The sequence below is a fragment of the Streptomyces sp. genome, from assembly GCF_019510245.1.
Lineage (GTDB): Bacteria > Actinomycetota > Actinomycetes > Streptomycetales > Streptomycetaceae > Streptomyces.
Genome location: NZ_JAEKKT010000232.1, coordinates 45,979 through 69,654 on the forward strand (window position 1 = coordinate 45,979; position 23,676 = coordinate 69,654).

At 72.3% G+C, this 23,676-nt stretch carries 16 protein-coding genes and 1 pseudogene; 8 read left to right on the plus strand and 9 right to left on the minus strand.

The window, feature by feature from the left end; genetic code table 11:
• Positions 1 to 88: 88 nt before the first annotated feature.
• Positions 89 to 2,809, minus strand: a complete 2,721-nt coding sequence (gene ppdK, locus JF597_RS45645) for a pyruvate, phosphate dikinase (RefSeq protein ID WP_294010978.1) — start codon at positions 2,807 to 2,809, stop codon at positions 89 to 91.
• Positions 2,810 to 3,229: 420 nt separating this feature from the next.
• On the minus strand, positions 3,230 to 4,450 hold the full coding sequence (locus tag JF597_RS45650) for an ROK family protein (protein ID WP_294010979.1): 1,221 nt from the start codon (positions 4,448 to 4,450) through the stop codon (positions 3,230 to 3,232).
• 120 nt (positions 4,451 to 4,570) lie between these two features.
• Here JF597_RS45650 and JF597_RS45655 point away from each other — a divergent pair, with 120 nt between their 5' ends.
• The 3 genes and pseudogenes from JF597_RS45655 to JF597_RS55825 all read left to right on the plus strand — a co-directional run bounded on the left by JF597_RS45655 (position 4,571) and on the right by JF597_RS55825 (position 10,492).
• Positions 4,571 to 6,025 carry a trehalase family glycosidase gene (locus tag JF597_RS45655; RefSeq protein WP_294010980.1) on the plus strand — a complete coding sequence of 485 codons (1,455 nt, stop codon included), beginning with the start codon at positions 4,571 to 4,573 and terminating at the stop codon, positions 6,023 to 6,025.
• 64 nt (positions 6,026 to 6,089) lie between these two features.
• A complete protein-coding gene (locus JF597_RS45660; protein WP_294010981.1) occupies positions 6,090 to 8,027 on the plus strand; it encodes a glycogen debranching N-terminal domain-containing protein in 1,938 nt (645 codons plus the stop codon).
• 943 nt (positions 8,028 to 8,970) lie between these two features.
• A pseudogene (locus tag JF597_RS55825) lies at positions 8,971 to 10,492 on the plus strand (sulfatase-like hydrolase/transferase).
• 35 nt (positions 10,493 to 10,527) lie between these two features.
• On the opposite strand, the gene dusB reads toward JF597_RS55825, so the two are convergent.
• Complete coding sequence (dusB, locus tag JF597_RS45670; protein WP_294010982.1) at positions 10,528 to 11,670, minus strand: tRNA dihydrouridine synthase DusB; 1,143 nt, start codon at positions 11,668 to 11,670, stop codon at positions 10,528 to 10,530.
• 132 nt (positions 11,671 to 11,802) lie between these two features.
• On the opposite strand from dusB, the gene JF597_RS45675 reads away from it, so the two are divergent.
• Entirely contained in the window at positions 11,803 to 13,254 is a 1,452-nt protein-coding gene (locus JF597_RS45675; RefSeq protein WP_294010983.1) for an MFS transporter, read from the plus strand.
• A gap of 1 nt (position 13,255) precedes the next feature.
• Here JF597_RS45675 and JF597_RS45680 read toward each other — a convergent pair whose 3' ends face one another.
• Together JF597_RS45680 and JF597_RS45685 are read right to left on the minus strand one after the other, a co-directional pair.
• Positions 13,256 to 13,597 (minus strand): hypothetical protein, encoded by a 342-nt coding sequence (locus tag JF597_RS45680; RefSeq protein ID WP_294010984.1) that lies wholly within the window; start codon positions 13,595 to 13,597, stop codon positions 13,256 to 13,258.
• 133 nt (positions 13,598 to 13,730) lie between these two features.
• Positions 13,731 to 14,624, minus strand: a complete 894-nt coding sequence (locus tag JF597_RS45685; RefSeq protein WP_294010985.1) for a helix-turn-helix transcriptional regulator — start codon at positions 14,622 to 14,624, stop codon at positions 13,731 to 13,733.
• 101 nt (positions 14,625 to 14,725) lie between these two features.
• Here JF597_RS45685 and JF597_RS45690 point away from each other — a divergent pair, with 101 nt between their 5' ends.
• Positions 14,726 to 16,153, plus strand: coding sequence for an MFS transporter (locus JF597_RS45690; protein WP_294010986.1), 1,428 nt, complete (start codon positions 14,726 to 14,728; stop codon positions 16,151 to 16,153).
• A 223-nt stretch (positions 16,154 to 16,376) separates the two neighbouring features.
• On the opposite strand, the gene JF597_RS45695 is transcribed toward JF597_RS45690, so the two are convergent.
• Positions 16,377 to 18,623, minus strand: coding sequence for a SpoIIE family protein phosphatase (locus JF597_RS45695; RefSeq protein ID WP_294010987.1), 2,247 nt, complete (start codon positions 18,621 to 18,623; stop codon positions 16,377 to 16,379).
• A 330-nt stretch (positions 18,624 to 18,953) separates the two neighbouring features.
• Here JF597_RS45695 and JF597_RS45700 point away from each other — a divergent pair, with 330 nt between their 5' ends.
• The 3 genes from JF597_RS45700 to JF597_RS45710 all read left to right on the plus strand — a co-directional run bounded on the left by JF597_RS45700 (position 18,954) and on the right by JF597_RS45710 (position 21,007).
• Positions 18,954 to 19,172, plus strand: coding sequence for a hypothetical protein (locus tag JF597_RS45700; protein ID WP_294010988.1), 219 nt, complete (start codon positions 18,954 to 18,956; stop codon positions 19,170 to 19,172).
• A gap of 58 nt (positions 19,173 to 19,230) precedes the next feature.
• Positions 19,231 to 20,379, plus strand: a complete 1,149-nt coding sequence (locus JF597_RS45705; RefSeq protein WP_294010989.1) for a serine hydrolase domain-containing protein — start codon at positions 19,231 to 19,233, stop codon at positions 20,377 to 20,379.
• Between the two features lie 187 nt (positions 20,380 to 20,566).
• Entirely contained in the window at positions 20,567 to 21,007 is a 441-nt protein-coding gene (locus JF597_RS45710; RefSeq protein WP_294010990.1) for a hypothetical protein, read from the plus strand.
• Here the strand turns inward: JF597_RS45710 and JF597_RS45715 are convergent.
• From JF597_RS45715 to JF597_RS45725, 3 genes are all read right to left on the minus strand, one after another.
• Complete coding sequence (locus tag JF597_RS45715) at positions 20,994 to 21,590, minus strand: TetR family transcriptional regulator (protein ID WP_294010991.1); 597 nt, start codon at positions 21,588 to 21,590, stop codon at positions 20,994 to 20,996. The two genes, JF597_RS45710 and JF597_RS45715, sit on opposite strands and share 14 nt — an antisense overlap.
• Before the next feature lie 26 nt (positions 21,591 to 21,616).
• Entirely contained in the window at positions 21,617 to 22,627 is a 1,011-nt protein-coding gene (locus JF597_RS45720) for an aldo/keto reductase (RefSeq protein WP_294010992.1), read from the minus strand.
• Between the two features lie 263 nt (positions 22,628 to 22,890).
• Positions 22,891 to 23,676, minus strand: a 786-nt coding sequence (locus tag JF597_RS45725) for a glycine--tRNA ligase (protein WP_294010993.1), incomplete at its 5' end; no start/stop codon positions are given.

Consider the following 23,676-nt stretch of genomic DNA (forward strand, 5'->3'; position numbering starts at 1 on the left):
TCTTCTTGCGTGCCGGGGCCGCCGTCCATCGGTCTTGAGGGTCGGGGACGGACGGCGGACCCGGGTTCTCGGGAGGCCTGCGAGGGCCTCAGCGGTGGTCGCTGCCCGCCGACTCGGTCGCCGCGCGGCCCGCCTCCAGGCGCGCCACCGGGATGCGGAACGGGCTGCAGGAGACGTAGTCCAGGCCCACCTCGTGGAAGAAGTGGACGGACTCCGGGTCGCCGCCGTGTTCGCCGCAGACGCCGAGCTTCAGGTCGGGGCGGGTGGCGCGGCCGGCCTTCGCCGCGGCCGCCACCAGGGAGCCGACGCCGTCCCTGTCGATCGTCTCGAAGGGGGAGACGCCGAAGATGCCCTTCTCCAGGTAGGCCGTGAAGAAGGAGGCCTCGACGTCGTCGCGGCTGAAGCCCCAGACCGTCTGGGTCAGGTCGTTCGTGCCGAAGGAGAAGAACTCCGCCGCCTCGGCGATCTGGGCCGCCGTCAGGGCGGCCCGCGGGAGTTCGATCATCGTGCCGATCGCGAGCTTGAGGCTGGTGCCCGTCGCCGCCTCGACCTCCGCGATGACCTGGTCGGCCTCCTCGCGGACGATCTCCAGCTCCTGGACCGTGCCGACCAGCGGGATCATGATCTCGGCCCGCGGGTCGCCCTTGGCGTTCCTGCGTTCCGCGGCGGCCTCGGCGATGGCGCGCACCTGCATCGTGAACAGGCCGGGGATGACCAGCCCGAGGCGGACGCCGCGCAGGCCCAGCATCGGGTTCTGCTCGTGCAGGCGGTGGACCGCCTGGAGGAGGCGGAGCTCGTTCTCGTGGGGTTCCTGGCGGGACTCGGCGAGGGCCACGCGGACCGAGAGTTCGGTGATGTCCGGGAGGAACTCGTGCAGCGGCGGGTCGAGGAGACGGACCGTCACCGGGAGGCCGTCCATCGCCGAGAAGAGCTCGACGAAGTCCTTCTTCTGGAGCGGGAGAAGGGCGTTCAGCGCCTCCTCCCGGTCCTCCTGCGTGTCCGCCAGGATCAGGCGTTCCACCAGTTCGCGGCGGTCGCCGAGGAACATGTGCTCGGTGCGGCACAGGCCGATGCCCTGGGCGCCGAAGCGGCGGGCGCGCAGGGCGTCCTCGGCGTTGTCGGCGTTGGCGCGCACCCGCAGCCGGCGCTTGCGGTCCGCGAAGGCCATGATGCGGTGGACCGCCTCGACCAGCTCGTCGGCGTCCTGGGCGCCCGCGTGCATCCGGCCCTCGAAGTACTCGACGACCGGGGAGGGTACGACGGGTACCTCGCCCAGGTAGACCTTGCCGGACGAACCGTCGATGGAGATGACGTCGCCCTCCTCGACCACCTGGCCGCCGGGGACGGTCATGCGGCGGCGCTTGGTGTCGACCTCGAGCTCCTCGGCACCGCACACGCACGTCTTGCCCATGCCGCGGGCGACCACGGCCGCGTGGGAGGTCTTGCCGCCCCGCGAGGTGAGGATGCCCTCCGCCGCGATCATGCCGTCCAGGTCGTCGGGGTTGGTCTCGCGGCGGACCAGGATGACCTTCTCGCCCGAGCGGGACCACTTCACCGCGGTGTACGAGTCGAAGACCGCCTTGCCGACCGCCGCGCCCGGCGAGGCGGCGATGCCCCGGCCGACCTGCTGGGTCTTCGCCTGCTCGTCGAAGCGGGGGAACATCAGCTGGGCGAGCTGGGCGCCGGTGACACGCTGGAGGGCTTCGGTCTCGTCGATCAGGCCCTGGTCCACCAGCTGGGTCGCGATCCGGAAGGCCGCGCCCGCCGTGCGCTTGCCGACGCGGGTCTGGAGCATCCACAGCTGACCGCGCTCGATCGTGAACTCGATGTCGCAGAGGTCCTTGTAGTGGTTCTCCAGCGTCTCCATGATCTGCATCAGCTGGTCGTACGACTTCTTGTCGATGTTCTCCAGCTCGGCCAGCGGGACCGTGTTGCGGATGCCCGCGACCACGTCCTCGCCCTGGGCGTTCTGGAGGTAGTCGCCGTAGACGCCCTGGTGGCCTGAGGCGGGGTCGCGGGTGAAGGCGACGCCCGTGCCGGAGTCGGGGCCGAGGTTGCCGAAGACCATGGAACAGACGTTGACGGCCGTGCCGAGGTCGCCGGGGATGCGCTCCTGGCGGCGGTAGAGCTTGGCGCGGTCGGTGTTCCAGGAGTCGAAGACCGCGCGGATGGCGAGGTCCATCTGCTCGCGCGGGTCCTGCGGGAAGTCCCGGCCGGCCTCCGCCTTGACGATCTTCTTGAACCTGGTGACGAGCTTCTTGAGGTCGGCCGCCTCCAGCTCCGTGTCGACGGTGACCTGCTTGGCCTCCTTCGCCGCGTCGAGGGCCTCCTCGAAGAGCTCGCCGTCGACACCGAGGACCGTCTTGCCGAACATCTGGATGAGGCGGCGGTAGGAGTCCCACGCGAAGCGGTCGTCGCCGGCCTGCTTGGCGAGGCCCTGCACGGACTTGTCGGAGAGACCGATGTTCAGGACCGTGTCCATCATGCCGGGCATCGAGAACTTGGCGCCGGAGCGGACAGAGACCAGGAGCGGGTTGTCGGCCTGGCCGAGCTTCTTGCCCATCCGCGCTTCGAGGGCGTCGAGGTGCGCACTCACCTCGTCACGCAGTGCCGTCGGCTCCTCGCCGCTGTCGAGGTAGACCTTGCAGGCTTCCGTCGTGATGGTGAAGCCGGGGGGAACGGGGAGCCCCAGGTTGGTCATCTCGGCGAGGTTCGCGCCCTTGCCACCCAGGAGGTCCTTGAGGTCCTTGTTTCCCTCGGTGAAGTCGTAAACGAACTTCACACCGTGGGGTTCTTTGTTTTCCGACACGGGTCTCGACTCCCTGGAAGACTCGGTGGCTGCCCTGACGGCCAGGAACATACCCAGATCGAAGGCGCCTGGGTACGTCTACTTGCGTGTCATGCGCCCGTAACCAGTCGTCCGCCACGGGATCGAAAGTCAAAGCTTGGCAAGCGGAGACCGGCTCGTGTTTTCACTTCTTGAACACATGATCGCTCAGCACCGCACCTTTCCGCTCACTTGAGCGGTCACGCCGCACACCTGATTTCGATCGATGAACGATCAAGGGGTGGCACCCAGTGCCACCCCTTGGAGAAGTGCAGTCGCCCATGATCCGCTCATCTGAGCGCAACCCTTATCAAGGGTGGCGAGAATCACGCTGCCACAGACCGCCGGAGTTCACCATGCGGACGCGGGGGCGGACACCCGAACCCGCCGGAAACGCGCCGGTCACACGCCCAGTGCGAGCAACCGCTCCTCGACCCGCTCCGGTGCGTACAGGTGCTCCACGACCAGCGCCCCAGCCCCGACCAGTCCGGCCCGCTCCCCCAGCCGCGACGTCACGACGTCCAGATGAGCGGTGGAGCGGGGCAGTGCCCGCTGGTAGAGCAGTTCGCGGACGCCGGTGAGGAACGGGGTGCCGGCCAGGTCGCCCGCGATCATCAGGACGCCGGGGTTGAGGAGGGTCACGACCGTCGCCAGCACGTCCCCGACCAGGCGGCCGGCCTCCCGGGCCAGCGCGGCCGCCTCCGGGTGGCCCGAGGCGAGCAGGTCGCGCACGTCCGATCCCGAGGACGCCGGCACCCCGGCCGCCGCCAGCCGCCGGGCCACGGCACCGCCGCTGGCGACGGCGGCGAGGCAGCCGTACGAACCGCACCGGCACTGCGCGTCGGCGCCCACCCGGATGTGGCCGATGTCCCCGGCGCCGCCGTCGACGCCCCGGTAGATCGAACCGTCCACCACGACCCCGGCGCCGATCCCCGTCGAGACCTTGACGAGGACGAACGCCGAGCAGTCCGGGTATCCGGTGCGCTGCTCCCCGTACGCCATCAGGTTCGCGTCGTTGTCGACCAGGACCGGGACCGGCGGCGCGCCCGTGTGCTCCGTGAACGCCCTGGCGAGGCGGCCTCTTATGTCGTAGCCGTCCCAGCCCGGCATGATCGGCGGCTGGACCACCCGGCCGGTGTCCGTGTCGACCGGCCCCGGTACCGCGAGACCGATCCCGCACACCTCCGCCGCGCGGTGGCCGGTCTTCTCCAGCAGCTCGGCGAACCAGCGGCCGAGTTCGGCGAGCACCGCCTCGGGACCGTCCTGGATGACCGGGTTGCCGGAGCGCTCGGCGAGGATCTCGCCGGTCAGCGTGAGCACGGCGGCGCGGGCGTGCCGGGTCTCCAGGTCGGCGGCGAGGACGACCGCGTGGGCGTCGTCGAACTCGAGGGTGATGGAGGGGCGTCCGCCCAGCGGGGAGTCGACCGGGCCGCCGGCGCCCTCGCGCAGCCAGCCCGCACGGAACAGGCGGTCCAGGCGGTGGCCGACGGTCGCCCGGGAGAGCCCGGTGGCCTGCTGGAGCGCTCCGCGCGTCACGGCCCGCCCGTTGCGCACGAGTGCGAGCAGATCTCCGGCACTCGCCTGTGCGCCGCCCTTGCCGGTCCTGCCGGGACGTCCGGTCATGCGCACCCCCTTGTGTTTCTCAAGCTTGCATTACATATTGAGTTTTGCGTGTTAAATAGACGTAACCCTACGGTAGCCACTGCCAAACCCGGCCGGCCGGACGTCTTCGGGGAGTCCCGAGTGGATCGCACTGCCCAGCTCACCACCCATGCGCCCGATCGCGGTATTGCATACGATCCACCGCCCGCCGCCACCGGCGCCGGACGGTCGCCGCACGTCAGGGCCGCACAGGTGCTCGACGAGAACTGGACCGGCAGCTCGACCGTGCCCTCCCGGAACCTGTATCCGCACCAGTGGTCGTGGGACTCGGCGTTCATCGCGATCGGCCTCAGGCACCTCTCGCCGCTGCGCGCGCAGACGGAGCTGGAGACCCTGCTGGCCGCCCAGTGGGGCGACGGGCGGATCCCGCACATCGTGTTCAACCCCTCCGTGCCCCTCGACGCGTACTTCCCGAGCCCCGACTTCTGGCGCTCCTCGACCGCGGGGCGCGCTGCGGGCGCCCCGCGCACCGTACAGACCTCCGGGATCGTGCAGCCACCGGTGCACGCGCTGGCGGCCTGGCTGGTGCACCTCGCCGACCCGGGCCTGTCCCGGGCCCGGGGCTTCCTGTCCGGCGTCTACCCACGGCTCGCCGCCTGGCACCGCTACCTGCTGCACCGGCGCGACCTGGGCGGGGGCGGGCTGGCCTCCGTCGTGCACCCCTGGGAACAGGGCATGGACAACAGCCCCTGCTGGGACGCCCCGCTCGCCCGGGTCGCGCCCGCCCCGGCCCGCTCCTTCCGGCGCGCCGACCTGGACCACGGCGCCGCCGAGGACCGGCCGACCGACCTGGACTACGGGCGGTACGTGCGGCTGGCAGCCGACTACCGGGACGCCGGATACACCGACCGGACCAGGGACTTCGCCGTCGAGGATCCCGCCTTCAACGCGCTGCTCATCGCCTCCGAGCACGCCCTCGCCCGCATCGCGCGGGAGCTGGGCGCGAACGGCACGGCCCGGCAGGCGCGCGCGGAGCGGCTGACGGCGGCGCTGGTGGACCGGTTGTGGGACCCGGAGAAGGAGATCTTCCTCTGCCGGGACCTGCGGGACGGCGCGGGTGGCTCGCTCATCCCCGAGCGCGGGGTCTCCGGGCTGGTCCCGCTGCTCCTGCCCGGCCTGCCCCGGGAGGTCGCCGCCGCGCTCGTCCGCACGCTGGACGGCCCGCACTTCGGCACCGGGTCCGGCCTGGTCCCCAGTTACGACCTGCTCGGCGAGGCCTTCGACCCGCACCGCTACTGGCGGGGGCCCGCCTGGTTCAACACCGGCTGGCTGCTGGAGCGGGGGCTGCGCGAGCACGGCGAGCGGGAGCGGGCGGACGCCGTCGCCGAGGCCGTCGTGCGGACGGCCGACGCGAGCGGGTTCGCCGAGTACGTCGACCCGTACACCGGCGAGGCGTGCGGCGCGACCGGGTTCAGCTGGACGGCGGCGCTCGCGCTGGACCTGCACCACCGGCGGCATGCGGCCCCGCACGCCGCACCGCACGAAGAGCCGCACGAAGCGCCACACGACGAACGTCAAAAACTGCACAAGAGCTGACAAAACGGGGTGTCTTCGGCGGACACCGCACGTTCGACCAGAGGGACGAAGGAGGGGACCGGGGATGACGGACCGGCATCATCTGCTCGTGCACGGCACGACGTTCGCGGCAGTGGACGACCGCGGCGACATCAGCGGCGTGCGGGGCGGCGGCTCCCCGGACGGGTTATTCGTACGGGACGCCCGGCACCTCAGCCGCTGGCAGCTGACGGTCGACGGGGCGCTGCCCGAGGTGCTCACCCCGGTCGCCGACGGGGACGGCACGCGCTGTGTCCTGGTCCCCCGTGGCGGCCGCCAGGAACCGCCCGCACACACGCTCTTCCGGGAACAGGCCGTCGGCGACGGCTCGTTCGCCGAGTCCCTGCGGGTCACCAGCAACCGTCCGGTGCCGACCACGATCCGGCTCGCGATCACCGCCGACGCCGACTTCACCGACCAGTTCGAGCTCCGCGCCGACCACCGCACCTACACCAAGTCCGGCGCGGTCCGCTCCCGCCAGGTCCTCGACGACGGGCTGGAGTTCGGCTACCGCCGGGGCGAGTGGCGGTCCTGTACGACGATCACCACCGAGCCGGCCCCGGACGCCGTGGAGGAGACCGGGACCGGCGCCCGGCGGATGGTGTGGACGCTGGAGCTGGAACCGCACGGCACCACCGAGCTGCTGGTCCGGGTGATGGCGCGCCCGCACGGCGACCGGCGGGCGCTGCGGGTGCCCCGCGACCCGGCCGCGCTGAACGAGCAGCTTCTCGCGCTGGAGGGCGAGTTCGTGGAGGGCGTGGCCTTCCCGACGGGCTGGCCGGAACTGGCGGCGGCCTGCGCCCGCGGCCTCTCCGACCTCGCCGCGCTCCAGGTGCCGGCCACCGGACCGGACGGCGAGGAGCTCAGGGTCCCGGCGGCCGGGGCCCCCTGGTTCCTCACCCTGCTCGGCCGCGACGCCCTCCTCACCTCCCTCTTCGCCCTCCCCTACCGCCCGCGTCTGGCCGCGGCCACCCTGCCGGCCCTCGCCGCCACCCAGGCCACCGAGACCGGCGCGCACTCCGTGGCCCAGCCCGGGAAGATCGTCCACGAGGTACGCCACGGCGAACTGGCGCACTTCGGGCAGGTGCCGTACGGGCGCTACTACGGGTCGGTCGACGCGACACCGCTATTCCTGATCCTGCTCGGCGCGTATGTCGAGCAGACCGGGGACGCGGAGCTGGCCCGGCGGCTCGAACGCAACGCGCGCGCGGCCGTCGGCTGGATGCTCGACCACGGCGGGCTGACCTCGCGCGGCTACCTGGTCTACCGCGCGGACAAGGGCGGCCTCGCCAACCAGAACTGGAAGGACTCCCCCGGCGCGATCTGCTCCGCCGACGGCAGCCGGCCGATGGGGACCGTGATGGCGGCGGGGGCCCAGGGGTACGCGTACGACGCGCTGCGCCGGACGGCGTGGCTGGCACGGACGGCGTGGGCCGACGAGACGTACGCGGCGCTGCTCGAACAGGCCGCCGGTGATCTGCGGGACCGGTTCCAGCAGGACTTCTGGATGCGGAAGGCCGCTTTCCCCGCGCTGGCCCTTGACGGGGAGGGCCGGCAGGTCGACGCGCTCGCCTCGGACGCCGGGCATCTGCTGTGGTCGGGGCTGCTGGACAAGGAGTACGGGGAGGTGGTCGGGCGGCGGTTGCTGGAGCCGGACTTCTTCTCGGGGTGGGGGGTGCGGACGCTGGCCGCGGGGCAGGCGGCGTACCACCCGCTGTCGTACCACCGCGGGTCGGTGTGGCCGCACGACAACGCGCTGATCGCGCTCGGGCTCGCCCGGTACGGGCTGCACGACGAGGCGCGGACGGTGGCGCACGGGATGGTCGACGCGGCGACGGCGGGCGGGCACCGGCTGCCGGAGGTGCTGGCCGGGTACGGGAGGGACTCGCATCCGGAGCCGGTGCCGTATCCGCATGCGTGCGTGCGGGAGTCCCGGTCGGCGGCGGCTCCGCTGGCGCTGCTCACTGCGGTGGGCGGGGCGTAGGGAGGGGGGCGGGGGGCCGGGGGGTCGTGGGCCGGGTGCGGGTGCGTGGGGGCTGGTCGCGCCCACGCGGCGGAGCCGCAAATCGACTACGGCCCCGCGCCCCTTACGGGGCGCTGCCCGCAGCGGCACACTGAGACGGCCCGCGTCTCTGACGGAGGCGTTGTGTTTGCCCGGTGTTTGCCGAATGGCCTGAACACGGACCTAAAGAGGGCCGTACGGAAATGTGGCGGGTTCGGCCTCCGAGCGTTGGCCCGCTTCCGTTTCACGGGTCGCGCACGGAAGGACCTCCGGGTTGTCTCAGCACACGAGCATTCGCCAGCCATCGGACACGCCGTCCGGGCCGTCCGAACGCGAAGCGCCGCCGGAGGAGTCCGAGGTACTTGAGTCCGAGCGGGAAGCGGCGCCCGGGACTTCCGAGCCCGAGACCGCGCCCAAGGCCGGAGCCGCCCCTGAGGCCGAACCCGAGTACATAGCCGCCTCCGAGACCGACTCCGGATCCAAGACCGACACCACCACCGAGCCCGAAGCCGCCGTCGAAACCGGTCCCGAGGCCGAAGCCACCTCCAAGACCGAAGCCGCCCCCGAGACCGGAGCCGAGGCCGAGGCCGAAGCCACCTCCAAGACCGAAGCCGCCCCCGAGACCGGAGCCGAGGCCGAGGCCGAAGCCACCTCCAAGACCGAAGCCGCCCCCGAGACCGGAGCCGAGGCCGTGGCCGGAGTCGGGCAGGAATCCGGATCCGACGACGCCTCCGTCCCCGGAAGCTCCGCCGCACCCACTCCCGCCACCGACACCCCCCGCCCCCGGCGGCGCGGCTGGGCCGCCTGGAGTGGGCGGGTTCGGGAGCGGCGGGCGGTGTGGCGGGAGGCGCATCCCACCGCTGCCTCCGTGGTGTCGAACGGTGTCACCGTGCTGTGCGCGGCACTCGTGATCGCCGCGCTGGTGATGCCGAACACCGTCGTCGCGCTCGGGCCCGCGAAGTTCGTGCGGCTGCCGTCCGAGGGGATCATCGCGGCCGCCGTCGCGCTGGCGCTGCCCCGGCGGCCCCGGATCGTGCTGGCCGCGGTGTTCGGCGTCGTACTCGGTGCGCTGACCCTGGTCAACGCCCTGGACATGGGGTTCAAGCAGTACCTGGGCCGGAGCTTCAACGCCATCCTGGACTGGAGCCTGCTCGGCGACGCGGAGTCGTATCTCGAGGACACGATGGGCCGGACGGCCACCCTCGCCGTCAGCGTCGGTGCCGTCGTCCTCGTGCTGCTGATCTTCGTGCTGCTGGCGCTGGCGACGGTCCGGCTGAGCAATCTGCTCGCCCGGCATCCCGGGCGGGCCACCCGCGGCACCCTGATCGCCGGTGTCGTCTGGATCACCTGCTCCTCCTTCGGCGTCCAGCTCGCCGGCGGCGTGCCGCTCGCGGCCGACAGCACCGCGACCACGCTGGAGATCAAGGCCCGGCAGGTGAAGGACACCCTGCACGACGAGGCGGAGTTCCGGAAGGTCGCCAAGGTGGACGCCTTCGGCAACACCCCGTCCGACCAGCTGCTGACCAGCCTGCGCGGCAAGGACGTCGTCTTCACGTTCATCGAGAGCTACGGCCGCAGCGCCATCGAGGACCCGATCGAGGCACCCGGCGTCGACAGCACCCTCGCCGCTGACCTCGGCGACCTACGGCGGCAGCAGCTGGCTCGGCCACTCCACGACGATGTCGGGACTGTGGGTCAGCAACCAGCAGCGCTACCGCACCGTCATGGCGAGCAACCACCTCAGCATCACCAAGGCGTTCCAGAAGACGGGCGACTTCGACACCGTGGGCGTGATGCCGGGTATCCAGAAGGGCTGGCCCGAGCAGAGCTACTACGGCCTCGACAAGGTCTACAACGCCTTCCAGCTCGGCTACAAGGGACCGAAGTTCAGCTGGTCGACGATGCCCGACCAGTACGCGCTGCAGCAGTTCCAGGACCGGGTGCACAGCAAGAAGCCGGCCGACGGCAAGTCCCGGATGTCGTTCCTGATCCTGACCTCCAGCCACCAGCCGTGGGCGCCGATCCCCAAGATGGTGCCGTGGGACCAGCTGGGCGACGGCTCGGTCTTCAACGCCATCCAGAAGGCCGGCAACAAGGCGTCCGACGTCATCGCCGACACCACCAAGTCCCGCCAGGAGTACGGCAAGTCGGTCCAGTACTCGGTGACCGCGCTCACCGAGTGGCTGGAGCGCTACGGCAACGACAACACGGTGCTCGTCTTCCTCGGCGACCACCAGCCGATCGCCCGGGTCAGCGGCAACCACGCCAGCCGAGACGTGCCGATCTCGATCGTCGCCAAGGACCCGAAGGTGCTGGACGCGATCGACTCCTGGAACTGGACCGACGGTCTGCGCCCGGCGCACAACGCCCCGGTGTGGAAGATGAGCGCGTTCCGCGACAAGTTCCTGACGGCGTACGGCTCCACGCCGCACCCGAAGACGAACTGACCGCTCCGCCGGTGGTGCGCCCCCGCGCGGGGCGCTCAGCCCCCCGACGTGTCCAGTTCCGCGTCCTCGCCGATGCCCGCGCAGTCGTAGGGGTCCTTCAGCCAGCCGTCCGGCAGCACCACCCGGTTGTTGCCGGACGTCCGGCCGCGAGGGCCGTCGGCGCCGGTGGGCCAGGGCTGGTCGAGGTCCAGTTCGTCCAGGCCGGCGCGGAGGTCGGCCAGCGAGGACGTGATGGCGAGCTTCTTGCGCATCTCGCTGCCGACCGCGAAGCCCTTGAGGTACCAGGCGACGTGCTTGCGGAAGTCGACCACGCCCTTGGACTCGTCGCCGAGCCACTCGCCGAGCAGGGTCGCGTGCCGGACCATGACGTCGGCGACCTCGCGCAGGGACGGCTTCAGGACGTCCTGCGGGCGCCCCTCGAAGGCGGCGACCAGGTCGGCGAAGAGCCACGGCCGGCCCAGGCAGCCACGGCCGACGACCACTCCGTCGCAGCCCGTCTCCCGGACCATCCTGAGCGCGTCCTGCGCCGACCAGATGTCGCCGTTGCCGAGGACGGGGATCTCCGGGACGTGCTCCTTCAGACGGGCGATGGCCTCCCAGTCCGCCGTGCCGCCGTAGTGCTGGGCGGCGGTGCGGCCGTGCAGGGCGATGGAGGTGACACCCTCCTCGACGGCGATCCGGCCGGCGTCGAGGTAGGTGATGTGGTCGTCGTCGATGCCCTTGCGCATCTTCATGGTGACGGGGAGGTCGCCGGCGCCGGACACCGCCTCGCGGAGGATCGCGCGCAGCAGGTTCCGCTTGAACGGGAGCGCGGACCCGCCGCCCTTCCTCGTCACCTTCGGGACCGGGCAGCCGAAGTTCAGGTCGATGTGGTCGGCCAGGCCCTCCTCCGCGATCATGCGGACGGCCTTGCCCACGGTGGCCGGGTCGACGCCGTACAGCTGGATGGACCGGGGCTTCTCGCTCTCGTCGAAGCGGATCAGCTGCATGGTCTTCTCGTTGCGCTCGACCAGCGCCCGGGTCGTGATCATCTCGCTGACGAACAGCCCCTTGCCCCCGCTGAACTCCCTGCACAGGGTCCGGAAGGGCGCGTTGGTGATTCCCGCCATGGGGGCGAGGACGACCGGCGGCCGGACGGTGTGCGGGCCGACCTGGAGGGGGGACGTGGGCTCGGGCATTCCCCCATTGTCCCGTACGCCGCGCGGTGCTCGTCCGGCCTGTGGACAACGGCCGGTCCGGTCACCCTCCGCGCCGATCATGGACCACTCATTAGTTAGACGCACTATCGAAATGGGCGTACGATGGCACCCATGCCCGAGCTCAGCCCCCGCCGCCGCATGCTCGTCCTCGCGATCTGCTGTATGAGCCTGCTGATCGTCAGTCTCGACACGACCGCGCTCAACGTCGGCCTGCCGTCCATGCAGCGCGAGCTGCACGCCTCGACGGCCGGCCTGCAGTGGACCATCGACGCGTACACCCTCGTCCTGGCCTCGCTGCTGATGCTCGCCGGTTCCACGGGCGACCGGGTCGGCCGCAAGAAGGTCTTCATGACCGGCCTGGTCGTCTTCTCCATCGGCTCCCTGCTCTGCTCCCTCGCCCCGAACCTCGACTCGCTGATCGCGTTCCGCATGGTCCAGGCGGTGGGCGGCTCGATGCTCAACCCGGTCGCCATGTCGATCATCACCAACACCTTCACCGACCCGCGCGAGCGGGCCCGGGCGATCGGCGTGTGGGGTGCGGTGGTGGGCATATCCATGGCCGCCGGACCGCTGGTCGGCGGCCTGCTCGTGGAGTCGGTCGGCTGGCGGGCGATCTTCTGGGTCAACATCCCGGTGGGCCTGGCGGCCGTCCTGCTGACGCTGCGCTTCGTGCCCGAGTCCCGGGCGCCGAAGGCCCGCCGCCCCGACCCGGTCGGCCAGGTGCTGGTCATCGCCCTCTTCGGCTCGCTGACGTACGCGATCATCGAGGCGCCGACGGCGGGCGCGGGCACGGTCCTCCCCTTCGCCGCGGTGGCCCTCGTCGCCCTGGCAGGCCTCCTCTGGTTCGAGCCGCGGCGCGACGAGCCCCTCATCGACCTGCGCTTCTTCCGCTCGGCGCCGTTCAGCGGCGCGACGGTGATCGCGATCAGCGCGTTCGCGTCCCTGGGCGGTTTCCTGTTCCTCTCCACGCTGTACCTGCAGAACGTGCGTGGCCTGGACGCCCTGCACGCGGGCCTGTGGATGCTGCCGATGGCGGTCCCGATGTTCCTGTGCGCCCCGCTGGCCGGCCGCCTGGTCGGCAGCCGGGGTCCGCGTCTGCCACTGGTGATCGCCGGTGTCGCGATGACCGCGAGCGCGGTGCTGTTCGCCGCGTTCGAGGCCGAGACCTCGGACACCACCCTCTTCCTCGGCTATGTCCTGTTCGGCATCGGCTTCGGCTTCGTGAACGCCCCGATCACCAACACGGCGGTCTCCGGCATGCCGAGGTCCCAGGCGGGCGTCGCGGCCGCGGTCGCCTCCACCAGCCGCCAGCTGGGCCAGACCCTGGGCGTCGCGGTGATCGGCGCGGTGCTGGCCTCCGGGATCGGCTCCTCGTCGTACGCCGGCAGGTTCGTGGGCGCCGCCCGCCCCGGCTGGTGGATCCTGGCCGGCTGCGGACTCGCGGTCCTGCTGCTGGGCGCCGTGACGAACGGCAGCTGGGCCCGCGCGACCGCCGACCGCACCGCGGCCCGGCTGGAGTCGCCCGAGGTGCGGCAGGCCGTGGGGGCGGCGGGGCGGGCCTGACTCAGCAGGAGCGGACCGAGCGGCGGTGGCGGGCCAGGACCGCGTGCCGCAGGGCGCCCAGGGCCAGGGACTGCAGCAGCGCCGAGACGACGACGGTGCCGATGAAGAACCAGTCCGGGGTGTCCGTGCGCCAGGCCGTCCTGCCGAGCGCCGAGAGCAGCGGGAAGACCGGGAACGTGACCAGGGGCGGCCAGAGCCAGGCGTAGTCGGAGCCGTGCTCGTCCGCGTGCACGGAGTCGACGGTGGCCTTGGCGATGACGACGCCGACCAGGACCAGGTAGGCCACCGAGAGGCGGTTGGTGAGCATCAGCCGGACAACGGTGCGGGCCGGGCCGTATTCCATCGTCTTCTCCCCCGTGGCCGGACGTCGGTTCGCCGTCTCCTCGTTCCCTCTCCCCCCTGCATCGTCGGGGCGGGACGGCGCCCCGGTCCTGAGTACGCGTACTCAGTTGTGCGAACGAATTCCCGTGTTCCGGTCAGGAGTTCGGCGACACCGCCCCCGTCCGCGCCAGGTCGTGCAGCTCTGCCAGGCGGTGCCGTGACTCCTCGTCCGTCGGTACGTACGTGACCATCCGCGCCCCGGTCTCGGGCTTCAGCCACAGGTCCGTGTGGTCCAGGGAGAGGAAGCCCACGTACTGGTTGAGGAACTGCTTGGTCCTGGTGCGGACGCCCACGACCTCGTACCGCTCCCAGTTCGCGCGGAACTCCGGGGACTCCGTCGTCAGACGCTTGACCAGCATCTTCCAGGCGGGCTCGCCGAGGTGACCGGCCATGGAAGCGCGGAGTTTCGCGGCCATCAGGCGGCGGGTCTCCTCCAGGTGCACGATGGAGCGCTGCCACTCGGGGTGGGTGTAGACGAGGATCATGCAGTTGCGGTCCTCGGGCGGGACCGCGTCGAGGTCGCACAACAGGCGGGCGTAGGTGCGGTTGTAGGCGAGGATGTCGTAACGGCTGTTCTGCACGCAGGCCGGGAGGGGCTCCAGGGCGCGGAGCATCTCGTACATCGCTGGGGTGACGCCGGTGCAGCTCGCGGCCGGGGTGGGGTCCACGGCTTCGGCCAGCTGGAAGAGGTGGGCGCGCTCGCTCGCGTCGAGCAGGAGCGTACGGGCGAGGGCGTCCAGGACCTGGACGGAGACCTGGATGTCCCTGGCCTGTTCGAGCCAGGTGTACCAGGTGACGCCGACCGCGGAGAGCTGCGCGACCTCCTCTCGCCGCAGGCCGGGGGTGCGGCGGCGGGTGCCGCGTGGCAGGCCCACCTCCTCCGGGGTGATCCGCTCCCGACGGCTGCGCAGGAACGCGGCCAGCTCCTGCCGCCGGATGCACGCGCTCCGTACCGGCGAAGCCTTCGTTTCACTCGCGGTGGTCGTCATGCCTCCAGCGTGCCGTCCCGCGGATCCTGTTGCCAGGTACTTCTTCTACCAGGATGAAGAGACTCTGGTACCACTCTGAGTGCCGGAGCAGGCTCGGGACCATGACCGAAACCGTCACCACCGCGACCGTACGGTCCCCGTCCGCGCCACCGGCGCTCGGCGGCCCCGGGCTGTTCACCGTCCTGCTGGCCGCCGCACTTCCGCTCATCGACTTCTTCATCGTCAACGTCGCCCTGCCCACCATCGGCGCCGACCTGCACGCGGGCGAGGCGGTCCTGGAACTCGTCGTCGCCGGGTACGGCGTCGCCTACGCCGTGCTGCTGGTGCTCGGCGGGCGGCTCGGCGACCTGTTCGGGCGCCGCCGGCTCTTCCTCGGCGGCATGGCCGCGTTCGGGCTGACCTCGCTGGCCTGTGGACTCGCGCCCAGTGCCTGGACGCTGGTGGCCGCCCGGGTCGCCCAGGGCGCCGCGTCCGCCGCGATGCTCCCGCAGGTCCTCGCCACCATCCAGGCCGCCACCGCCGGCGGCCGCCGCGCCCGGGCCATGAGCCTGTACGGCGCCACCGCCGGCCTCTCCATGGTGGCCGGGCAGATCCTCGGCGGGGTGCTGGTCGCCGCGGACATCGCGGGCACGGGATGGCGGTCCGTGTTCCTGGTGAACGTGCCGGTCGTGCTCGTCGGGCTGGTGCTCGGGGCGCGGTTCGTCCCGGAGACCCGGTCGCAGAAGCCGGAGCCCGTCGACGGACCCGGGACCGTGCTGCTCGCGGTCTCCCTGCTCACCCTCCTCGCCCCGCTCACCGAGGGCCGGGCGGCGGGCTGGCCGCTGTGGACCTGGATGTCACTGGCCGCGTTCCCGGGCGTGGCCGCCGCCTTCTACGCCGTGGAGCGCCGCGCCGACCGCGCCGGCCGTACGCCGCTGGTCCCGCCGAGCCTGTTCGAACTCGCCTCGCTGCGCCGGGGCCTGGTGCTGATGCTGCCGTTCTCGATCGGGTTCAGCGGGTTCATGTTCGTGATCGCCGTGGCCCTGCAGAGCGGGGAGCACCTCGGTCCGGTCCCGGCCGGGATGGCGCTCGCCCCGATGGCGGTCGCCTTCCTGTTCGTCTCGCTCGCCGGACCGCGGCTGACCGCCCGGTACGGCAGCCGGGTGGTGACCGCCGGGTCCGTGATCCAGGCGGTCGGGCTGGTCCTCATCGTGCTCGCCGCCCGGCGGGACTGGCCGCACCTGGACTTCACCGGACTGCTGCCCGGGGTCGCGGTCGCCGGTGCCGGTCAGGCCCTGCAACTGCCCAACGTGCTGCGCCTGGTGATGTCGGAGATACCGCCGGCGCGGGGCGGGGTGGGCAGCGGCGTGATGGTCACGACCCAGCAGTCGGCGCTCGCCCTCGGCGTGGCCACCCTGGGCACCCTGTTCCTCTCCCTGGTCCCGCACCAGGGCATGCGGGACGCCCTCGTCACCACCCTCCTGGTCCAGCTGGCCCTGGTCGTCCTGACCGGCCTCCTCAGCCTGCGCCTGCCCCGCACGGTGGGCTGATCAGCGCCCCGTACGTCAGCCCCCCCGTACGGCAGCGCCCCGTGCGCTGCCAGCGCCCCGCGCGGCGGCAGCGCCCCGCGCGGCGGCAGCGCCCCGCGCGGCGGCAGCGCCCCTTCGGGGCGCTGGGGGACCCCCAGCCGAAGGCTGGGGGAGGAACTGCGCGACCAGCCGCGACGGCGTCGCAGTCGCCAGACGGCAGATCGCGGCACCCCCGGCGGCGCACTCAGCCGCCCAGCTCGAACCACACGATCTTGCCCGTCCCCAGCCGGGTCGTGCCCCAGCGCCGGGCCAGCCGGTGCACCAGGTACAGCCCGCGGCCGTGCTCGTCGGTGGCCTTGGCCTGCCGCAGCCTCGGCAGTTGCGGCACGTCGTCGCCGACCTCGCAGCGCAGCACGTCCGTGCGCAGCAGCCGCAGGCTGATCGGGCGGGAGGCGTGCCGTACGGCGTTGGTGACGATCTCGCTGACCAGCAGCTCGGCGGTGTCCGTGAGGTCCTCCAGCCCCCAGCCGGCCAGGGCCTGCCGGGTGAGCCGGCGGGCCCGGCCGGGGGCACCGACCTCCGGCTCCAGGGTCCAGTACGCCACGTCGCTCGGCGCGATGCCGTCGAAGCGGGCGGCGAGCAGCGCGATGTCGTCGTCCCGGTCACCGGGGCCGAGCATGTCGAGCACCTCGTCGCACAGGGCTTCGAGGGGCGGCGGCCGGTCGGGCCCGGTCAGCTGGGCGGTGGCGGCGAGCTTCTCGCGCAGCTGCTCGATGCCGGTCCACACGTCGCGCAGCCGGGACTCCACCAGGCCGTCGGTGTAGAGGAGCAGGGTGGCCCCGGTGGGGGCGTCCAGCTCGACCGCCTCGAAGTCGATGCCGCCGACGCCGATCGGGGCGCCCGGCGGCACCGTGAGGACCTCGGTCTTGCCGCCCGGGTGCAGCAGGATCGGCGGCGGGTGGCCGGCGTTGGCGACGGTCATGCGGTGCGAGACGGGGTCGTAGACGACGTACAGGCAGGTGGCCATGCGGTCGGTGCCGAGCCGCTGGGCCTGTTCGTCGAGGTGGTGCAGGACCTCCTGCGGGGGCAGGTCGAGGCCGGCCAGGGTCAGCGCGGTGGTGCGCAGCTGGCCCATGACGGCGGCCGAGGTCATGGAGTGGCCCATGACGTCGCCGACGACCAGCGCCACCCGGCTGCCGGGCAGCGGGATCGCGTCGTACCAGTCGCCGCCGACCCGCGCGGTCTCGGCGGCGGGCAGGTAGCGGGAGGCGAGGCGGACGCCGGTGGGCCGGGGCAGCGTCTGCGGGAGCATGGCGCGCTGCAGCCGGTCGGCGATGAAGGCCTCCCTGCTGTACAGGACGGCCTTGTCGACGCCGAGCGCGGTGTGGGTGGCCAGTTGGGCGGCGACCAGCAGGTCGGCGGGCTCGAACGCCGGGCGCTCGGGCCGGCGCAGGAAGACGACGGCGCCGGTGACCCGGCGGCGGCCGCGCAGCGGGGCGAGGATCGCGTGCGAGCCGACCCAGTCGTTCAGCGCGCTGTCCGTGCCGACGAGTTCGCCCAGTGCGGCGCGGGTCGGCGGGGTGTCGGCGAACACCGGCCGGACCCCGCGCAGCACCTCGGCGAGGGCGCCGCCGGGCACCACCTCGCTCCAGTCGGAGGCGTCCAGGTCGTCCTGCTCGTCGTTCACCGTCTCCGCGGGCCAGACCAGGTCCTCGGCGCCGGGGCCCTTGAGCCGGTCGGTGCGGCGCAGCCGGAGCACGGCCGGGCCGTTGGGGCGTTCGTCGCCGACCGGGAGCGGGTCGCGCAGGTAGACGAGGGCCGCGTCGGAGTACGTCGGTACGGCGGCCCGGCACAGGCCCAGCACGATCTCGTCGGTGTCGAAGCCGCGGGCGATCCGCCGGGTGGCGGCGCCGACGTAGCGCAGGCGGTCCTCGTCCGGGGCCTTCGGGGCGACGGGCGGCGCGGCGGCGAGGGCGTCCTCGCGCACGCCGAGCGCGGTCTGCGCCGACAGCGCGTCGGCCAGGGCGATGTCGTCGTCCACGAAGTCCTCCCGGTCCGGGCGCCGCAGGAACACCGCGACGCCCACGACGGCGTCGGGGGCGCGCAGCGGAGCGAGCAGGACCCGGTTCCCCTGCGGCAGCCGGGTTGCCGTGCCCAGGAGTTCCCGCAGGGCCTCGTCCACGCCGTCCGGGCCGCGGCCGCGTGCCCTGCCGCAGCGCAGCAGGGCGGCGAGCGCGCCGTCCGGCGCCACCTCTCTCGACCGTGGGGGCGATCCGCCCATGGCGCCGCCGAGTTCGGCGGGCGTCCCGTCCAACTCCAGGCGCCCCGGCTCCGACCCGTCCGGCGGGTGGTCGCCGAGGTAGACGAACATCCCGTCCGCCAGGTCCGGGACCGTCGCCCGGTACAGCTCACGGACGGCCTGGGCCGCGCCCTCGGCGCGCGCGATCCGGCGGCCGGCAACGGCCAGGAAACGTTGAGGATCCGGCAGCATCGCCTCTCCGTGCCGGTGGCCGCTTCACAAGGTCGCTTTCATCTTGAGCCAGGGTCAATTCCCTGTCCAGGGTTTCTGCCGGTACACCAAGTCCGGCTCTTGATCCGGAGGTTGGGCCGGGGACGTTCCGGAAGGCACCCCCCGGCCGCCCTGACCTCCTCCTCGTCGTGCGCGGCGGGGCCTCGTCCGCCGTGTGAACTCCGGGGACATGCTCGACAAAACCCGGTGAAGAAAGCCCTGTTGATGTTGGACTTGCTGCACACTCCTTGCCGTCGGCCCGCCGTCGACACGTGCCGGACAGCAGACCGGGCACAGACTACGGAGGCGTCAATGTCGCAGATCGACGAGAGCAAGGTCAGCCGCTGGGACCAGCACGGCCGGGAACACGTGGTCCGAGTGCAGCGTACGGGTGTGCAGCGCACGATCAAGTGCGGCACCTGCGGCTGGCAGAAGGGCGCCCAGTTCCTGCCCTGGCTGAAGGCGGAGGAACACCTGGCCGAGGCGCACCAGGCCACCGTGGACCCCGCGGGCACCCAGCCCTCGCGATGACTTTCCGCGGGCACGGGAGTCGTACCGCCCGACACCGCGCCCACCGGAAGGACGACCGATGACCGCCTCCCCGCTGCACGCCGCCCTGCGCCGCCACGTCGAGGCCGGTACCGTCCCCGGAGCCGTGGGCCTCGTGGCCCGCGGTGACGACGTCGAGGTGGTCGCCGTCGGGCACACCGACGTCGAGGGGTCCGCCCCGATGACCCGCGACTCGGTCTTCCGCATCGCGTCGGTCACCAAGCCGATCACCGCCGCCGCGCTGCTGATGCTGGTGGACGAGGGCCGGATCGGGCTCGGCGACCCGGTGGCCGACTGGCTCCCGGAGCTGGCGAAGCCGATGGTGGTCCGTACGCCCACGGGCCCCGTCGACGACGTGGTGCCGGCGGAGCGCCCGGTCACCGTCGAGGACCTGCTCAGCTTCCGCGCCGGCTGGGGCCTCGCCGACGACTTCTCGCTGCCCGCCGTGCGGGCCCTGTCGGCGATCCAGGACCACGGCCGCCCCTTCCGGGACTGGCCGGACCCGGACAGCTGGCTGAGTCTGCTCGCCCAGGTGCCGATGCTGCACCAGCCGGGCGAGGCCTGGCTGTACGGCACCTCGTCCGCCCTCCAGGGCATCCTGGTCGCCCGGGTGTCCGGCCGCGCCTTCCCGGACTTCCTGGCGGAGCGGATCTTCGAGCCGCTGGACATGCGGGACACGGCGTTCGAGGTGCCGGCGCCGAAACGGCACCGCTTCACCTCCGCCTACGCCCCCGCCGCGGACGGCACCCTGCGCCTGACGGACACCCCGGACGGCGCCTACAGCAGCCTGCCGCGCTTCCCCTCGGGCGGCGGCGGCCTGGTCTCCACGGCCGACGACTGGCTGGCGTTCGGCCGGCTGCTGCTGAACGCCGGTGCCGCCCCGGACGGCCGCCGCCTGCTGACCGCCACGTCGGTGAGCCGGATGACCACCAACCACCTGACGGCGGCCCAGCGCGAGAGCGCCGCGCTGTTCCTGGAGGGCCAGGGCTGGGGGTACGGCGGCTCGGTCGACGTCGCCCCCACGGATCCCTGGTCGGTGCCCGGCCGCTACGGCTGGGTCGGCGGCACCGGCACCACCGCGCACGTCGTCCCGGCCACCGGCACGGTCACGGTCCTGTTGACACAGACGGCCATGACGGGGCCGACGCCGACCCCTCTGATGCGGGAGTTCTGGCGGGTCACCGCCTAGCTCGCGCGTTACGCCGTTCGGGTGAGCTTCCGGGGCGGAACCACAAGGTCAGAGCACCCGCCGCCACCTGCGGTCTTTACCGAATCCGGAGGCGGTGCGCACCGCCTCCGGGACCGCCCGGGTCGCCGCCCGGCGCGACCCGGCCAAGCCTTGAGAGGTCCCCCCGTCCCTCGACAGGAGTACTTCCATGCACACCACACAGCGCCAGTTCTCCCGGGCCCTCGCCGCCGGTGCGCTCTCCGTGGCCCTGCTGTCGGCCGGTTCCGCCGGGGCTTTCGGCACCGAGGCCAAACCGGCCCCGTCGCCCACCATGAGCGCCAAGCCGCACCCGAAGCCGAGCCCGACCACCATGGCCTCGATCTCGATCAAGGCGAGCACGGCCTCGGTCAAGGCCGGTGACTCGGTGACCTTCACCGGCCGCACCTCCGGCCTGAAGGTCGGCTGGCCGCTGGTGCTCCAGCACCAGAAGGGCGGCAAGTGGATCCCGCTCAAGGCGACCGCGAAGGTCAAGAACGGCAGCTCCTACTCGCTGACCGGGAAGCTCAACAACCCGGGCAGCGAGCACCTGCGGGTCGCGGCGGTCGGCAAGAAGGTCTACTCCCCGACCGTGACGGTCAACGTGGGCTGAGGCCCCTGAGCAGCAGCTCCACCAGCGCCCCGAAGTCCGCCTCGGCCTCCGGCCGCACCCACTCCCGCGCGTAGCCCGGGTCGTGGAAGCGGCCGGTGGCCTGGAAGACGGTCCGGGCCGCGGCGGCGGGGTCGGGCACGGTGAAGACACCGGTCCCGGCCCCGTCCGCGATGATCGCGGTCAGCTGGCCGGTCAGGTCGGCGATGTGCTCGGTGACCGCCGGGCCGTTCTCGTCGACCAGCACCATGTAGGTGGCGAACAGCTCCGGGTCGGCACCCGCCTTGCGGCGCTTCGCGTCGAACAGGGCCCGCAGCCAGTCGCGCAGCCGCGCCTCCGGGTCCCGGTCGCCGGCCGCGATGCCGGACAGCTGCTCCGAGGTGCGGTCGAGCCACCGCTTCGTCACCGCTTCGCGCAGCGCCGCCTTGGTCCGGAAGTGCCGGTAGACGCTGCCGTGGCTGACGCCGAGCGCGCGGGCCACGTCCACCACGGTGGCCTTGGCCGGGCCGTGCCGGCGCAGCACCTCCTCGGTCGCCTCGAGGATGCGTTCGGCGGTCAGGGCCGGGGTCGGGGACGTCGCTGCCATGGCCTAGACGGTACCTGGCGCCGCGGTCAGTGCTCGGTGCCGAGATGGCTCATCTGCGCGGCCGGGTAGCGGGTGCCCGCCGCCGCGTCCGCCGGTACGGCCTCCTCGATCGCCGCCAGGTCCGCCGCGTCCAGGGTGACGTCCAGCGCCCCCAGCGACTCGGCGAGCCGCTCGCGGGTGCGGGCGCCGACGAGCGGCACGATGTCCTCGCCCCGGGAGAGCACCCACGCGATGGCGATCTGGGCGACGGTCACGCCCTTCTCGTCGGCGATCTTGCGCAGCGCCTCGACGAGGTCGAGGTTGTGCTGGAGGTTCTCGCCCTGGAAGCGCGGCGAGAAGGCCCGGAAGTCGCCCGCGCCGAGCTGCCGGTCGCGGGTGAAGTGGCCGGAGATCAGGCCCCGGGAGAGCACGCCGTACGCGGTGATGCCGATGCCCAGCTCACGGGTGGTCGGCAGGATCTCCCGCTCGATGTCGCGGGTGATGATGGCGTACTCGATCTGGAGGTCGGAGATGGGCGCCGTGGCGGCGGCGCGCCGGATGTCGCGCGCGCTCGCCTCGCTGAGGCCGATGTGGCGGACGTGCCCCTTCTCGACCAGTTCGGCGATGGCGCCGACCGTCTCCTCGATCGGCACGTCCGGGTCGACGCGGGCGATCCGGTAGACGTCGATGTGGTCGACGCCGAGGCGCTGGAGGGAGTAGGCGGCGAAGTTCTTCACGGCGGCGGGGCGGCCGTCGTAGGCGTTCCAGCCGCCGTCCGGGTCGCGCAGGGCGCCGAACTTGACGCTGGTCAGCGCCTGCTCGCGGAGGGCCGCGGGGGCGGTGCGCAGGGCCTCGCCGATCAGCATCTCGTTGTGGCCCATGGCGTAGAAGTCGCCGGTGTCGAGCAGGGTCACGCCGGCGTCGAGGGCCGCGTGGATGGTGGCGATCGACTCCGCGCGGTCGGCCTCGCCGTACAGCGCGGACATGCCCATGCAGCCGAGACCGAGGGCGGAGACCTGGGGGCCGGTGGATCCGAGGGATCGGGTGTGCGTCGTCATGGCTCCACCTTGGCATGACAGCTGACAGATTTCAATATCTGTCATTCCATAGTCGCGAGGGCGCGGCGGCGGTGGCGGACCTACGGTGGGTCCCCGCGGGCCGGTGGGAGCCGATCGCTTCGGCCGGGGGGACCCCCAGCGCCCCTGGGGTGGGCCGCCCGCCCCGGCGCTCGCACCGCACCGCCGGCCCGCCGCAACGCAAAAACGCCCGCCCTCCAGCCGACTCGGTCGGCCTGGAGGGCGGGCGAAGGAAGAGGGCGGGGCTAGCAGCCCAGGAGGCGGCCGGCGAGGTAGCTCTCGATCTGGTCCAGGGACACCCGCTCCTGCTTCATCGAGTCGCGCTCGCGGACCGTGACCGCGTTGTCCTCGAGCGTGTCGAAGTCGACGGTCACGCAGTACGGCGTACCGATCTCGTCCTGGCGGCGGTAGCGGCGCCCGATCGCACCGGCGTCGTCGAACTCGATGTTCCAGTGCCCGCGCAGCGCCTGGGCGAGGCCCTTGGCCTTCGGGGACAGCTCGGGGTTGCGGGACAGCGGCAGGACCGCGACCTTGACCGGGGCCAGCCGGTGGTCCAGCCGGAGCACCGTGCGCTTCTCCAGCTTGCCCTTGGCGTTCGGCGCCTCGTCCTCGACGTAGGCGTCGAGCAGGAACGCCAGCATCGCGCGCCCGACACCGGCCGCCGGCTCGATGACGTACGGCGTCCAGCGCTCCTGGGCCTCCTGGTCGAAGTAGGAGAGGTCCTGGCCGGAGGCCTTGGAGTGGGCGTTCAGGTCGTAGTCGGTGCGGTTGGCGACACCCTCCAGCTCGCCCCACTCGTTGCCGCCGAACTGGAAGCGGTACTCGATGTCAGCGGTGCGCTTGGAGTAGTGGGAGAGCTTCTCCTTCGGGTGCTCGTACCACCGCATGTTCTCCTCGCGCAGGCCCAGGCCGGTGTACCAGTTCCAGCGCTGCTCCATCCAGTACTCCTGCCACTTCTCGTCCTCGCCCGGCTTGACGAAGAACTCCATCTCCATCTGCTCGAACTCGCGGGTGCGGAAGATGAAGTTGCC